Source organism: Ectopseudomonas composti, from assembly GCF_900115475.1.
GTDB lineage: Bacteria > Pseudomonadota > Gammaproteobacteria > Pseudomonadales > Pseudomonadaceae > Aquipseudomonas > Aquipseudomonas composti.
In genome coordinates this window covers 154,372-168,551 of sequence record NZ_FOWP01000008.1, presented here as the reverse complement: position 1 = coordinate 168,551, position 14,180 = coordinate 154,372, and the positions used below count along the sequence as shown (strand labels likewise).

Here is a 14,180-nt window from a genome sequence, read left to right as displayed (position 1 = left end):
ATTCGGAAGTCGTTTGCGACTAACGCACTTCAGTGCGGCCCCGAGGGGGCGAACGAAGTGAGTCATGCTCATGTGCTACAGCACACTCCGCTTCCTCGTCTGTTTTACTCGCTGGCGCTCGCCCTTCGGGCCAGCCTTTGGCTGTTACTCCCGTTGGTCGTTACGCCTTGCATAGCTCTAGCTCGCGAGATCGTGGATATGTTTCTACTTTGACGAAGGCAAGAGTCGCTCGTATCCGCCTGGGCGGATGGTCTCGGCTTCGTCAGAAATTAGGTTGGGGAAGCCGCTGGCTTCCCCGGAGTCCCCGCGCCGCTACGCTTTGTGAGCGTGGCGGCGCATCACCGTCAGATCTGTTCTGCAGATTTGTCGGTCGGGTTGGCGATCAGCTTCTTCAGCTCGTCGCTCATGGGGAAATTCAGGTTCAGACCCTTCGGTGGGACGGGCTGCTGGAACCACTTGTTGTAGATATCGTTGATCTCGCCGGAAGCGAAGGTGGCGCTGATGGCCTTGTCGACCACTTGCTTGAAGCCAGCGTCGCCCTTGCGCACCATGCAGCCGTATATCTCGAAGGATTGCGGGGTGCCGACCACGGCCCAGTCATCCGGCTTCTTGGCCTTGGCCATTTCGCCCGCGAGCAGGGCGTCGTCCATCATGAAGGCGACGGCGCGGTTGGATTCGAGCATCAGGAAAGACTCGCCGTGATCCTTGGCGGAAATCACGTTCATGCCCATCTTCTTCTCGGCGTTCATCGACTTGATCAGGCGCTCGGAGGTGGTACCAGCGGTGGTCACCACGTTCTTGCCTTTGAGGTCGTCGAAATCGTTGATGCCGCTGCTCTTCTTGGCCAGCAGGCGGGTGCCCACCTCGAAGATGCCAACCGAGAAGTCGACCTGCTGCTGGCGCTCGATGTTGTTGGTGGTGGAGCCGCACTCCAGATCGACGGTGCCGTTCTGCACCAGCGGGATACGGGTCTGCGAGGTCACCAGGTTGTAGCGCACCTTCAGCTCCGGCATGCCCAGTTCCTGCTTCAGCGCCTCGACCACTTTCAGTTGCAAGTCGTGGGAGTAGCCGATCGGCTGACGCGAGTTGTCGCCGAAGTAGGAGAAGGGGATGGACGAATCGCGGTGACCCAGGGTGATGGTGCCGCTGTCCTTGATCTTCTTCAGGGTGCCGGTCAGTTCCTCGGCGATCACCGGAGTGGAAAGGACGGCAGCGGCAATGGCCACGCTCAGTACACGGTGGAAGGTACGCATGAATCGAGTCCTCGATGTTGTTGTTGTGATGGCGCGGTACGCCACTTTGCTCAGGGAAGGTCTATCGCATTCCTGAGGAGGACGGAGCAGGATATGTGCCAGTACCTAATCATCAGTTAATTATCTGAATTTAAAAGAATTTATTTTTATTCGGCGAAGTAATGCGTTCGGCTGGGCGAATAAGTAGGGGTGGCTCGTTCGGAAAGCCGAACGGCAAGGCTCGCAGGGCCGCCCAGGCGTGCGCAGCAATGGCTCTGCAGCATCGGTGCGCACGCACCCTAGGATGTGGCGCGCTCGCGCAACTGCTCGATCCGGGCGTCCTTGTCCCGCCACAGCTGGCTTACCCAGTCCTGCAGGTACTGGCGGAATGCAGCGTCGTTCTCGTAGTCGCCCTGGTACAGCGCCGGGTCGAGTTCCAGGGTCTGGATATCCATGATCACCTTCGGCACCTGGCCGCTGAGCAGTGCCCAGAAGCCCGGCACCTGCTTGCCGGGATACACCAGTGTGACGTCCAGCACGGCGTCGATCTGCTCACCCAGCGTAGCGAGTACGAAGGCCACGCCGCCGGCCTTGGGCTTGAGCAGGTAGCGATAGGGAGACTGCTGCTGGGCCTGCTTGCGTGGGGTGAAGCGAGTGCCCTCCAGGTAGTTCACCACGGTCACCGGCAGGCGCTTGAACTTCTCGCAGGCGGCCTTGGTGATCTCCAGATCCTTGCCCTTCATGTGCGGATTCTTCTGCAGGAAGGCCTTGGAGTAGCGCTTCATGAAGGGGTAATCGAGCGCCCAGAAGGCCAGGCCAAGAAAGGGAACCCAGATCAACTGCTGCTTGAGGAAGAACTTGAAATACGGTGTCTTGCGATTGAACGCCTGCACCAGCGCCGGAATGTCGACCCAGGACTGATGGTTGCTGATTACCAGGTAGGAGCGGTCGCTGCGCAGGTCAGCATTGCCGCGAATGTCCCAGTGAGTCGGGGTGAGCAAGGCGAAGATGCGTTTGCAGTTTTCCGCCCAGAATTCGGCCACCCACATCACCCCGCGTGAGCAGGCGTCGCGGGCGCTCTGCCCGGGCAGCACGAATTTGCCGAGGGCGATCAGCAGCAGCGGGCCGATCAATATCAAGGTGTTGGCGAGCAGCAGGACGATGTTGGCTAGGCCGGTCAGCAGAGGGCGCATGTCGACTCCATGGCGGGCGGTGAGCGGTCATCTTATGCAAGCGCGACAGATTGCTCAAAGTGTGCCCCCACTGGCCTATTGCCAGATCAGCGTCTATAACCCGATGATCGTAACCACGGGACACCCTGCCCACGGAAGGCGCCTCAATCTGCCGGTACGCATCATGCTCAAACGGATCGCCGTCGCTGATCTACGCGTCGGAATGTTCATTCAGGAGTTCTGCGGCTCCTGGATGGATCATCCCTTCTGGAAGTCCAAGTTTCTCCTCAACTCCGAAAAAGATCTCGCTCGTATTCGCGATAGCGCGATCAGCGAGTTGTGGATCGATGTCAGCAGGGGCGCCGATGTCGCCGCTGGCGTCCAGGCCGCGACCGAAGCCGAGGTCCAGTGCGAAGCCGAGGCGCGACTGCTGGCCGCCATCGAGCCACCAAAGATCAAGACGCTGTCGATGGAGCAGGAGTTGGAGCAGGCGGTGAAGCTCTGCGCGCGCTCCAAGCAGGCGGTGATGGACATGTTCTGCGATGCGCGCATGGGCCAGGCGCTGCAGTTCGAGCAGGCCGAGTCGCTGGTCGAGGAAATCTCCGAGTCGGTGATGCGCCACCCCAATGCGCTGATCAGCCTGGCGCGGCTCAAGCACAGCAACGAATACACCTACATGCACTCGGTCGCCGTCTGCGCGCTGATGATCGCTCTGGCGCGTCAGCTCGGCCTGCCCGAGGCTGCCGTGCGTGAAGCCGGCCTGGCCGGGCTGCTGCACGACATCGGCAAGATGGCGGTGCCGCAGGAGTTGCTGGACAAGCCCGGCAAGCTCACCGACAACGAGTTCGCCACGGTGCGCCGTCATCCGGAGGAGGGTGGCAGCATTCTGATCGCCAGCAAGCAGGTCAGCGCGCTGGTGCTCGACGTCTGCCTGCATCACCACGAGAAGGTCGACGGCAGTGGCTATCCGCATCACCTGCAGGGCGATCAGATCAGCCTGCTGGCGAAGATGGGCGCGGTGTGCGACGTGTATGACGCCATCACCTCCAACCGGCCTTACAAGCAGGGCTGGGACCCGGCCGAGTCGATCCGCAAGATGGCCGAGTGGAAAGGGCATTTCGACGAGTTGGTGTTCCAGGCCTTCGTCAAGACCGTGGGCATCTACCCGGTCGGCGCCTTGGTGCGTTTGCAGAGCGGGCGCCTGGCGGTGGTCATGGAGCAGAATCCCAAGGCGCTGCTGGCGCCCAGGGTCAAGGTGTTTTTCTCGGCCAAGTCGCGCCTGCCGTTGCCGCAGAGCGTCGTTGACCTGAGCAAGGTCACCGACCAGGACCGCATCGTCGGTCGTGAATCGGCCGAGGAGTGGGGCTTCGAACGGCTCGATGAACTCTGGAGCGGGATGGAGCTTGAGGGGCGCGGTCGCTGACAGGCTGTTGCATCCATAGTCGTAGGTTCGCAGCACGCTGTAACGCTTTCGGCGGAACATGTCAGGCGCAGAGCAGTCGGAGGTTCGGTCACCGCAAACGAGAGGACCGAACCTTGAAATACGCTCTGCTCCTGCTGGCCGCTGCCATCAGCCTGCCGGCCATGGCCGATGAACAACCGGACCTTTACGGCCGCTACGAACTGATCAAGCTCCCCGCTCTGGGCCAGACCCTCAAGGCCAAGATGGACACCGGCGCGATGACGGCCTCGCTGTCAGCCAAGGACATCGAACCCTTCGAGCGCAATGGTGAGGACTGGGTACGCTTCCGCCTGGCCGTCGACGGCGCCCAAGATACGGTTTACGAACACCCGCTGGTGCGCATCGCAGAGATCAAGAAGCGCACCGAAGAGGGCGACGCCGAGGTCAAGGAAGTCGCCTACTCGCAGCGTCCGGTGATCGAGATGCCGATCTGCCTGGGCGAGGAAGAGCGCACCATCGAGGTCAACCTGACCGACCGCAGCACCTTCAGCTACCCACTGCTGATCGGCGCCAGTGCCATGCGCGATCTTGGTGCGGCAGTGGACCCAGCCGAGCGTTACACCCGCGATCGTCCCCAATGCTGAGTTAATTGTCGCATTTCGGAAAAGGCTGATACCCATTGGCCATTACACTCGTCGAGAGTGCCCTGTAACGACTTCCTCATACCCAGGACAGCCGGGCCTGCTTTTTGCTTCGTGCAATTCTTTGCCAGGCCTGTAGGCCCTAAAGGTACTGAGGTGTCGCTATGACGGGAGTACTCAAGCCGGGTGTACGGCTGCTACAGCGTTTCAGTTTTGCCCACAAGTTCCAGCTGGTGTTCCTGTTGTTCGCGCTTCCGTTGGGTTACGCGCTGTGGATCATCAGCAGCGACTACCTGTCGCGCCTGCAATCCGTGGACTACGAGGTTGAAGGCGCGCGGGCACTGGAACGCATGGCGCAGGTACAGCATGAGCTGGTCGCCCAGCGCACGCTGTTGGCGCGCTGGAAAGGCACCGAAAATGCCGCTCAGGGGCTGCTGCAGCAACGTGAGGGCAAGCTCGATGAGGCCTTGCAGCAAGCGGCCGAGCCGCTGCAGAGCGAGCTGATCAGTGACCAGGCGCGCCAGCATTTCCAGGCCCTGCAGAGCGAGCGTGATGGTCTGCGAGCTGCCGGGCTGACCAAGGTTGCCCTACCGGATGCGCTGGAGCGCTACCAGAAGGCGCTGCTGTCGCTGATTGCCCTGCGCGAGCAAGTGGCGACCGACAGCACCCTGATCCTCGATCCACGCCTCGATACCTACCTGATGATGGAGCAGATCACCTACGTCATGCCGCGGCTGCTCGAGCAGCTCGGCACCTTCGCCGCTCAAGGCCATGGCGCCGTGGTTTCGCAGCATTTCACCCTGCAAAGCCGAGTACTGATCCGCGACCTGCGACGCAGCCTGGACGAGCAGCGGGCGCAACTGGTCAAGGCGCAGATCACCCTGTCGCGCGAGGCGCCGCGGGCGATGCGTCAACTGAGCGCGCCCTTCGATGCCTCGCTCAAGGCGTTCGATGAATTCCTCGCCCAGATCGACCGCGACATGTTCGAGGCCAGTCCCATGGCACTCACGCCTGAGCAGTTCGTGCAACGCGTCGAAGCGCTGGAGACCCAATTGCAGAGCCTGCAGCAGGCGATCTACCAGCAGTTCTCCGCCAGCCTCGGCCATTACCGGCAACAGGCGCTGCATTCGATGATCGAGGTGATTGGCGCCTTCATCGTGCTGACCCTGCTGGCGATGTACGTGCTGATGTGTCTGAACGCCTCTATTCGCATCAGCACCAGCAACATCATCGACGCTGCGCGTGGCCTGCGAGACGGCGACCTGCGCGTGCGCATGGAAGTCAACGGCCGTGACGACCTGGCCGCCATCGCTCAGGCACTGAATACCGCAGTCGAGCAGATGCGTGACTCTCTGCAGGGGGTCAACCGCGAAAGCCAGCAACTGGACAGCACGGTGCAACTGCTCGGTGGCCAGGCACGCGATGCGCTGGACGCTGTCGAGCAGCAACAGGCACAAATGAGCCAGATCGCCACCGCGGCGACGCAGATGGCCGCCACCGCGCAGAGCGTGGCGCAAAGCTGCGAGCAGGCGGCTATGGAAGCGCAACAGACCCGTGAAGTGGCGCTCAGCAGTAACCAGCGCAGCGAGCGCACCAGCGCCAGCATGCGCCATCTCAGCAGTCGCCTGGGCGACAGCGCGGCGGCGTTGCAGCAACTGCGTGACCAGACCCAACAGATCAACCGCGTGGTCGAGGTAATCAAGGGCATCGCCGAGCAGACCAACCTGCTGGCGCTCAATGCCGCCATCGAGGCCGCGCGTGCCGGTGAGGCAGGGCGAGGCTTCGCCGTAGTCGCCGACGAGGTACGCTCGCTGTCCAAGCGCACCCAGGATTCGACCCAGGAAATCGCCCAGACCGTGGACAACCTGCAGCGCGTGGTCGGCCAGTCGGTCACCCTGATGGAAGAGGCCTGCAGCCAGGCCGATGGCGATATCGGCAGCGTGCTGGCCATGGGCGACGAGTTGCAGAACATCGTCGACTCGGTGCAGCGCGTCAGTGACCGCCTGGCGCAGATCGCCACGGCCGCCGAGCAACAGGCGGCGACTGCCGATGAGGTCAGTGGCAACATCCAGCAGGTCGATCAGGCTGCCGGCCAACTGCTCGATGGTGCCCAGGCCGTGAGCAGCGCTGCCGAACAACTGCGCAGGGGCAGCGAAGGGCTGGCGCAGAATACCGGGCGCTTCAGTCTCGACTGAGGTCGAGGCTGACCTGGCTGGCCAACTCTGCTAAAAACAATGCAAACAACACGGAGCCCCAGCATGAAAACGGTTGCCGAAGTCCTCAGAACCAAGTCGAACGCTCTTCTTTACAGCATCGACGCGGATGATTCATTGCTCGATGGACTGCGCATCATGGCGGAGAAGGGCATTGGTGCGTTGGTGGTGCTGTCCGGTGGTCGCCTGGTGGGCATCGTCAGCGAGCGCGACTACGTGCGCAAAGTGGCTCTGGCCGAGCGCTCCATGCTGGGCGCCAAGATCAGCGAAATCATGACCCGCGACGTGATCAGCGTCGGCCCGCGCGATAGCCTTCAGCACTGCATGGAGCTGATGACCGAGCGGCGCCTGCGCCACCTGCCAGTGCTGGCCGAAGGCGAGTTGATCGGCCTGCTGTCCATCGGTGACCTGGTCAAGGAAACCATCGCCGAGCAGGCTGACCTGATCCGCCAGCTGGAGCAGTACATTCGCGGCGAGATTCCCTGAACGGGTAGCCCGGATGCAATAGCGGCGTTTGTCCCGTAGGGCGGGTGAAACCCGCCAATACCTGACTGGCGGGTTTCACTTGCCCGCCTATCCCTCGCTTGACGCTGGCTCCCGCGCTCGGCAGTCTCCTGCCGTCGCCCCACAGGTGCAGGACGCCCGATGCCGCAGATACTCATAGTCGAAGACGAAGCCGCAATTGCCGATACGCTGGTCTATGCCCTGCAGGCCGAAGGCTTCGTCACGCAGTGGACGAGCCTCGGTGGCGAGGCGTTGACGCTGCTGGAGAACGGCACCTTCGACCTGACCATTCTCGACGTCGGCCTGCCCGATATCAGTGGTTTCGACGTGTGCAAGCGCCTACGCCGTTTCTCCGAGGTGCCGGTGATCTTCCTCACCGCGCGCAGCGAGGAGATCGACCGCGTGGTGGGCCTGGAGATCGGCGCCGACGACTACGTGGTCAAGCCCTTCAGCCCGCGCGAGGTAGCCGCGCGGGTCAAGGCCATTCTCAAGCGCGTGGCGCCACGTGAAGCGCCTGCAGCCAGTGCGCCGAGCACCTTTCAGATCGACGATGCCTCCTTTCGCATTCACTACCACGGCCAGGCGCTGAGCCTGACCCGCCATGAATTCCGCCTGCTGCGTACATTGCTCGGTCAGCCACGACGGGTCTATTCGCGCGAGCAATTGCTCGATGCCCTTGGCGTGGCCAGCGAGGCCGGCTACGAGCGCAATATCGACAGCCATATCAAGAGCGTGCGCGCCAAACTGCGCGCCATCGCCCCGAGCGAAGAGCCGATCCAGACCCATCGTGGTCTCGGTTACAGCTACGAGCCGGAGGCCTAGAGCTATGCCGCTGGGCGTACGCATTTTTCTCGTCTACTTCCTCTTTGTCGGCCTGGCCGGTTGGTTCGTGCTGAGCACGGTGATGGACGAGATTCGCCCCGGCGTGCGCCAGAGCACCGAGGAGACGCTGGTCGATACCGCCAATCTGCTGGCCGAGATCCTGCGTGACGAGGTCAAGGCCGGCTCTCTGGGGCAGGGCCGCCTGAACGATGCGCTGGAGGCCTATGGCCGACGCCAGCCGCAGGCGAGCATCTGGGGGCTGACCAAGGCCGAGGTCAATCACCGTATCTACGTCACCGATGCCCATGGCATCGTCCTGCTCGACTCCACCGGCCAGGCCATTGGCCAGGACTACTCGCGTTGGAATGATGTGCTGCTGACTCTGCGTGGCCAGTACGGCGCGCGCTCGACCCGCGAAGACCCGAACGACCCCGACTCCTCGGTTATGTATGTCGCCGCGCCGATCAAGGATGGCGAGCGCATCATCGGCGTGGTCTCGGTGGCCAAACCCAACCGCACCCTGCAGCCTTATATCGAGCGCTCGCAGACGCGCCTCGGCTGGCTCGGTGCCGGGTTGATCGGCCTTGGTCTGTTGATTGGCGCGGGGTTGTCCTGGTGGCTCAGCGCTGCGCTGGGCAAGCTCACTCGCTACGCCCAGGCCGTCAGCGAGGGCCAACGCGCCGAGATGCCCGCTGTGCGCGGCGGCGAACTCGGGCAACTGGCTGTGGCGGTCGAGCGCATGCGCACCGAGCTGGAAGGCAAAGCCTATGTCGAGCGCTACGTGCACACCCTGACCCACGAACTGAAGAGCCCGCTGGCGGCCATCCGTGGCGCCGCTGAACTGCTCGACGGCGACATGCCCACCGAACAGCGCCAGCGCTTCGTGGCCAATATCCAGCAGGAAAGCGCGCGCCTGCAGAACCTCATCGAACGTATGCTGCACCTGGCCCAGGTGGAACAGCGTCAGGGCCTCGAGGAGCGAGTGAGCGTGCCGCTGGCGGCGCTGGTGGACGAACTGCTGCAAGCGCAGCAGGCGCGTATCACCGCTGCCAACCTGCAGATCGAACAGGCGCTGCCAGCCGGTCTCAGCCTGCGCGGCGAACGCTTCCTGCTGCGTCAGGCATTGGCCAACCTGCTGGATAACGCACTTGACTTCACCCCGTCCGACGGGACTATCCGCCTCGTCGCCGAACGCCACGGCGAGCGCATCGTGCTACGCTTGTTCAACCAAGGCGAAGCCATCCCCGATTACGCCCTGGCGCGCCTGACCGAACGCTTCTACTCCCTGCCACGCCCTAATGGCGGCCGCAAGAGCACCGGCCTCGGTCTTAATTTCGTGCAGGAGGTGGTTGATCTGCACGGTGGTTCGCTGCACATCCGTAATGTCGATAACGGTGTTGAAGTGACGCTGAAGCTGCCAGTCGCTTGAGCCTTCGGGCAATGGTGCGCGCGGCGCACCCTACAATAGCGCCGCGGTTCCCGTAGGGTGCGCCGTGCGCACCGCGTTTTTCAGCTTTCCAGCAACGGTGCCTGGAGCGGCAAACGCAGCAGCTCCACCTGCCACCAGGTCGGTAGCAGTTTGCGTACTTCCGGGCGGGCGAAGCGGTCGTCGATCAGGTAGAGCACGCCCTGGTCTTCTGGCGTGCGGATCACCCGGCCAGCGGCCTGCACCACTTTCTGTAGACCGGGGTAGAGGTAGGTGTAGTCGTAGCCATTGCCGAACAGGGTGTCCATGCGTTGGCGGATTTCTTCGTTGATGGGGTTGAGCTGGGCCAGGCCGAGGGTGGCGACGAAGGCGCCGATCAGGCGTTCGCCAGGTAGGTCAACGCCCTCGCCGAATACACCGCCGAGCACGGCGAAGCCGATGCCGCGGCCGCCGATCTGGAAGCGTTCGATAAAGCCCTGGCGCGCTGCCTCGTCCATCTGCCGTGACTGCGTCCATACCGGAATCTGCGGGTGCTCGCGGCGCAGTTGCTGCAGCACCTGTTCCAGATACTGATAGCTGCTGAAGAAGGCCAGGTAGTTGCCGGGGCGTTCGGCGTACTGGCGCGCCATCAATTGGCAGATCGGCGCCAGCGAGGCGTCGCGGTGCTGGTAGCGGGTAGACAGGTTGCGCACCACCTGTACGTGCAGTTGTTCGGCGCTGAACGGCGAGGCGACGTCCACGCATTGGGTCTCCTCCGGCAGGCCGAGCAGGTCTAGGTAGTAGTGGCTGGGGCTGAGGGTGGCGGAGAACAGCGTGGCGCTGTGGGCCTCCTCGAAGCGCGGGCCGAGGAAGGGCGCCGGCAGGATATTGCGGATGCACAGGGTGGAATAGCTGCGCCCGTTGCCGGCTTCATCTCGGTTGATGTCGAACAGCGAGTGCGGGCCGAAGCTTTCCGCCAGGCGGCAGAACAGCATGGCGTCGAGATAGAAACTGAGCAGCTCGCCGCCATTGCCTTCGGGCTGGTCGGTGAGCAGGTCGGTGATCGCGCTGACGGCCTTGCCCAGAGCGGCCAACAGCAAGTCCGGCGCCAGCGGGTAGACCTGGTAGGGCACCTCCTGCTCGCGGTGCAGTTGATCCCAGTGGCGGTCGACTCGTTCCAGCACGCTCTTCAGACGCTTCGGCGCGTCGCGGCACATGGCCTTGAAACGCGCCTGATCCAGCTCGGCGCTGTACATGCCGCGCCCGCGTTCCACCAGGTTGTGCGCTTCGTCCACCAGCAGGCAGACGCGCCACTGGTTGATCAGCGTCAGGCTGTGCAGCAGGGCGCCGAGGTCGAAGTAGTAGTTGTAGTCGCCCACCACCACGTCGCTCCAGCGGCATAGTTCCTGGCTCAGGTAGTAGGGGCACACGCCGTGGGCGATGGCGATATTGCGCACGGCTTTCTGATCCAGCCAGCGCTCCTTGAGCGCCGCGCTGCGTGCTGCCGGCAGGCGGTCGTAGAAGCCCTTGGCCAGCGGGCAGGAGTCGCCATGGCAGGCTTTGCTCGGGTGCTCGCAAGCCTTATCGCGGGCCACGTGCTCCAGCACGCGCAGCGGCGTGTCCGGCTCGCGCAGGCGTCGCAGGGCATCCAGTGCCAGGCGTCGGCCTGGCGTCTTGGCGCTGAGGAAGAACAGGCGGTCGAGCTGTTGGCCGGGCATGGCCTTGAGCTGCGGGAACAGGGTGCCGAGGGTTTTGCCGATGCCGGTGGTGGCCTGCGCCAGCAGGTAGTGGCCGTCACGTGCGGCGCGGTACACGGCTTCGGCCAGTTGCCGTTGGCCATGACGAAATTCGCCATAGGGGAACTCCAGCGCTTCCAATGCCTGGTTACGTGCGTGCTGATGCGCCTGTTCCTGCCGCGCCCATTCGATGTAACGGCGGCAGTGCAGGGCGAAGAAGTCGGCCAGCGAGGCGGCGCTGTGGCGCTCGCGGAACACCGTTTCCTGCTGGGTCATGACGTTGAAGTAGACCACCGCCAGATCCAGTTCCTCGAAGCCGAGTTCCTGGCACAGCAGCCAGCCGTAGATCTTCACCTGCGCCCAGTGCAGCAGGCGGTGGTTGGCCGGGATGCGCGAGATGTCACCACGGTGGGTCTTGATCTCTTCCAGCAGGCGAAATTCGGGGTCGAAGCCATCGGCGCGGCCGCTGACCGTCAGCCCTTCGAACTCGCCTATCAGTGGCAGCTCGGAGACGTAATCCGGGCCGCGCCGGGCCACCACCGTGGCGTGCCCTGCCATACCTTCCTGCGCGGTGGGTGAGGGTGTGAAGCGCAGGTCGAGGTCACCTTCCTTGGCGGTGAACTCGCACAGCTCGCGCACGGCGATGCGCAGGCTCACTCGGCCCACTCCACGTAACAGACGCTGACCGGCATGCCGTGCTCGGCGCAGAAGGTCAGCCAGCGTTTCTGGTTGTCCTGCAGGCGGTCGCCGGGGCCTTTCACTTCGATCATCCGGTAGCGCGCCTCACTGGGCCAGAACTGGATCAGGTCAGGCATGCCGGCGCGGTTCTCGCGGATGTCGCCCAGCAGGCGGCGGAACCAGGCGGCCAGGTGCTCCGGCGGCAGGCAGACCAGCGCTTGCTCCAGGCGCTCGGCGTCGAGCAGCTCCCAGAACACGAAGGGCGACTGGATACCGAATTTCTCAGAGTGGGTGCGGCGCATGGCCTCGATGTAACTTCCATCCTCCAGACGCGCCATGCAGGCGGCGAACAGCTCGCTGCGGCGGGCGTGGAAGTCGGCGCGGTGCAGATCCACCGGGCCGGTGTGGAAGGGGTGGAAGAAAGCGCCGGGCAGCGGGGCGAAAATCGCCTTCCAGCAGAGCAGGCCGAACAGCCCGCAGATCAGCGTGTTCTCCACGTAATACACCGGCGCGTCGGGTTCGGCCAGGTGCATGGCCACGGCCAGCTCGACGCTGGCGGCGCGCGGCAGGCGCAGGTCGAGACGATCCTCGATCAGTTTCGCCGCCTTGGCCGCTGCTGGCAGACCGAGGCGTTTGCGCAGGCGAGTGCGCGCCCGTTCGGCCAGTTGCGCCTCTTCGGCATTGTGCGGTGCTGCTATTACCTGCTCGGCCAAGGCTAGCGCTTCGGCATCTTGGCCCAGGCGCTCCAACACGCGAATCTGCCGCTGGCGTGAACCCACCGCACGGGTGTCGCGGTATAGCGCCAGCGCCGAGTCCAGCTCGCCAGCGCGCTCCAGATGCTGCGCCAATTGCAGCAGCAGGCGCTGGTGGCGTTCGCCGATATGCGGGCTGTCGCTGGAGAAATCACCGAGGTGCTGCAGCACCTCGGTGACTGCCAAGCCGGCCTCGAAGGCGTCACGGCAAGTGCGCAGGTGCAGGTAGTCGTCCACGTCCTGGCGGCTGCGAAAACCGCGCGAGCCAGGGGTGATCGGCACCTGCTCGTAGCGGAATATTCCCAGGTCGGCCAGCACGAACTCCGACCAGTCCTGCGCCAGGTTGCCGAAGAACATCAGGCGCAGGCGGTCGCACAGCGGGCCGATGGCCAGGCTCAGCAGGCGCTCGTCCAGTTGCGGGCACCAGTCGGTGAGGCTGCGCGGTTCGCTGTGCAGTTCGCGTAGGTGGTCGAGCACTGCGCTTTTTTTCAACGGCCCGCGCGGCAGGTCGTTGGCGAAATGTGCGGCTAGTTCGTCCTTGAGCAGCAGAGCGCCCAGTTCGTCGAAGCTCAGTGCGGCGCAGTCGATAAGCCAGCCTAGTTCCAGCAAGGGCGCGGCAGCGGTCGGGATATCGCCAATCTCGGCATAGCGCAGCTTACTCACGCGAAAGTGCACGCCCTTGCGCATCACCAGGCGTACCAGCAGCGCCTGGGCAGGCAGGGGGAGTTGGGGAAAATCCGCGAGGAAGGCGCGCTCGGCGCCATCCATCAGTTCGCGGTGATGGGTGTCGAGCCAGGCGAGGGCCTTGCGGAAGTTGGCCAGGTAATAGAGTTCAGGGGCGTCGAGGCTGAGCATGCTGCGAAGTTTTACTGGTTTTTTATACAGATGCCAGTGCCGTTCACCCGCAACCGCACAGAGTAGACGGAAGGCGAGGGCGGCGCTGTGCGAGTGATCGTGGCAACTATCTGTCTGATCGATAAGCGCTTTTCCAGGTATCGATGGCGTCGATGGTCACTATCCCGAGATGTGCCTTTTGCCGTTCTGGGGCGTGCGTAACATGGCAACCGTAGCCAGTTACTTACCCACTCAGGAGAACGAACATGAAAAAGCAAATCCTCGCCAGCCTCGTTATTGCCGCCCTGTCCGCCAGTGCTTTCGCCCTGCCGCAGATCAACGCTCAACAGTCTGCAGCCCCTGTAGTCGCTGAAGATGGTGCAGACCGCGTCGGTGTAAACCGTGTAGCCGAAGGCGGTGCCGAGCGTACGCTGGAGCGTTTCCGCGTAGCCGAAGATGGCGCTGATCGTGTTGGCCCGAACCGTGTTGCAGAAGGTGGCGCTGATCGCGTTGGTCTGAATCGTGTTGCAGAAGGTGGCGCTGATCGCGTTGGTCTGAATCGTGTTGCAGAAGGTGGTGCTGACCGCGTTGGTCTGAACCGTGTTGCCGAAGGTGGCGCTGACCGCGTTGGCCTGAACCGCGTAGCAGAAGGTGGCGCAGATCGCGTAGGCCTGAACCGTGTAGCCGAAGATGGTGCCGACCGCGTGGGTGCCAGCCGTATCAGCTAATTCGGTCTTCCATCACGCGGGAGTAGTCTTATGCCGCATTGCAGTTAGAAAGGGCGCCCTC

The 14,180-nt window shown here is 63.4% G+C and carries 11 protein-coding genes; 7 read left to right on the top strand and 4 right to left on the bottom strand.

Features of this window, described 5'->3' with window-relative positions; translation table 11 throughout:
* Positions 1 to 344 precede the first annotated feature (344 nt).
* Both BM059_RS16090 and BM059_RS16085 read right to left on the bottom strand, forming a co-directional pair.
* A complete protein-coding gene (locus BM059_RS16090; protein ID WP_037005479.1) occupies positions 345 to 1,253 on the bottom strand; it encodes a glutamate/aspartate ABC transporter substrate-binding protein in 909 nt (302 codons plus the stop codon).
* A gap of 278 nt (positions 1,254 to 1,531) precedes the next feature.
* Entirely contained in the window at positions 1,532 to 2,425 is an 894-nt protein-coding gene (locus tag BM059_RS16085) for an acyltransferase (RefSeq protein ID WP_074939986.1), read from the bottom strand.
* A 163-nt stretch (positions 2,426 to 2,588) separates the two neighbouring features.
* Here BM059_RS16085 and BM059_RS16080 point away from each other — a divergent pair, with 163 nt between their 5' ends.
* From BM059_RS16080 to creC, 6 genes are all read left to right on the top strand, one after another.
* A complete protein-coding gene (locus BM059_RS16080) occupies positions 2,589 to 3,827 on the top strand; it encodes an HD-GYP domain-containing protein (RefSeq protein ID WP_074939983.1) in 1,239 nt (412 codons plus the stop codon).
* 113 nt (positions 3,828 to 3,940) lie between these two features.
* Entirely contained in the window at positions 3,941 to 4,450 is a 510-nt protein-coding gene (gene rloA2, locus BM059_RS16075; protein ID WP_074939980.1) for a retropepsin-like aspartic peptidase RloA2, read from the top strand.
* A gap of 161 nt (positions 4,451 to 4,611) precedes the next feature.
* Complete coding sequence (locus BM059_RS16070) at positions 4,612 to 6,642, top strand: methyl-accepting chemotaxis protein (protein ID WP_074939978.1); 2,031 nt, start codon at positions 4,612 to 4,614, stop codon at positions 6,640 to 6,642.
* Positions 6,643 to 6,705: 63 nt separating this feature from the next.
* Positions 6,706 to 7,146 carry a CBS domain-containing protein gene (locus tag BM059_RS16065; RefSeq protein WP_074939975.1) on the top strand — a complete coding sequence of 147 codons (441 nt, stop codon included), beginning with the start codon at positions 6,706 to 6,708 and terminating at the stop codon, positions 7,144 to 7,146.
* 159 nt (positions 7,147 to 7,305) lie between these two features.
* The gene (creB, locus tag BM059_RS16060) at positions 7,306 to 7,986 is read left to right on the top strand and encodes a two-component system response regulator CreB (protein WP_074939973.1); all 681 of its coding nucleotides are present in this window, start codon (positions 7,306 to 7,308) and stop codon (positions 7,984 to 7,986) included.
* A 4-nt stretch (positions 7,987 to 7,990) separates the two neighbouring features.
* The gene (creC, locus tag BM059_RS16055; protein WP_074939970.1) at positions 7,991 to 9,415 is read left to right on the top strand and encodes a two-component system sensor histidine kinase CreC; all 1,425 of its coding nucleotides are present in this window, start codon (positions 7,991 to 7,993) and stop codon (positions 9,413 to 9,415) included.
* Between the two features lie 80 nt (positions 9,416 to 9,495).
* Here creC and BM059_RS16050 read toward each other — a convergent pair whose 3' ends face one another.
* Both BM059_RS16050 and BM059_RS16045 read right to left on the bottom strand, forming a co-directional pair.
* Positions 9,496 to 11,784, bottom strand: a complete 2,289-nt coding sequence (locus tag BM059_RS16050) for an ATP-dependent DNA helicase (RefSeq protein ID WP_074939967.1) — start codon at positions 11,782 to 11,784, stop codon at positions 9,496 to 9,498.
* Entirely contained in the window at positions 11,781 to 13,412 is a 1,632-nt protein-coding gene (locus BM059_RS16045; RefSeq protein WP_074939965.1) for a VRR-NUC domain-containing protein, read from the bottom strand. The genes BM059_RS16050 and BM059_RS16045 overlap by 4 nt, the downstream gene beginning before the upstream one ends.
* A gap of 245 nt (positions 13,413 to 13,657) precedes the next feature.
* Here BM059_RS16045 and BM059_RS16040 point away from each other — a divergent pair, with 245 nt between their 5' ends.
* On the top strand, positions 13,658 to 14,119 hold the full coding sequence (locus BM059_RS16040; protein WP_074939962.1) for a phage infection protein: 462 nt from the start codon (positions 13,658 to 13,660) through the stop codon (positions 14,117 to 14,119).
* The last annotated feature ends 61 nt before the right edge of the window (positions 14,120 to 14,180 follow it).

Excerpts from the sequence above, each read along its gene's own strand:
- BM059_RS16090 (WP_037005479.1), bottom strand. The coding sequence starts at position 1,253 with ATGCGTACCTTCCACCGTGTACTGAGCGTGGCCATTGCCGCTGCCGTC.
- BM059_RS16085 (WP_074939986.1), bottom strand. The coding sequence starts at position 2,425 with ATGCGCCCTCTGCTGACCGGCCTAGCCAACATCGTCCTGCTGCTCGCC.
- BM059_RS16080 (WP_074939983.1), top strand. The coding sequence starts at position 2,589 with ATGCTCAAACGGATCGCCGTCGCTGATCTACGCGTCGGAATGTTCATT.
- BM059_RS16070 (WP_074939978.1), top strand. The coding sequence starts at position 4,612 with ATGACGGGAGTACTCAAGCCGGGTGTACGGCTGCTACAGCGTTTCAGT.
- BM059_RS16065 (WP_074939975.1), top strand. The coding sequence starts at position 6,706 with ATGAAAACGGTTGCCGAAGTCCTCAGAACCAAGTCGAACGCTCTTCTT.
- creB (WP_074939973.1), top strand. The coding sequence starts at position 7,306 with ATGCCGCAGATACTCATAGTCGAAGACGAAGCCGCAATTGCCGATACG.
- creC (WP_074939970.1), top strand. The coding sequence starts at position 7,991 with ATGCCGCTGGGCGTACGCATTTTTCTCGTCTACTTCCTCTTTGTCGGC.
- BM059_RS16045 (WP_074939965.1), bottom strand. The coding sequence starts at position 13,412 with ATGCTCAGCCTCGACGCCCCTGAACTCTATTACCTGGCCAACTTCCGC.
- BM059_RS16040 (WP_074939962.1), top strand. The coding sequence starts at position 13,658 with ATGAAAAAGCAAATCCTCGCCAGCCTCGTTATTGCCGCCCTGTCCGCC.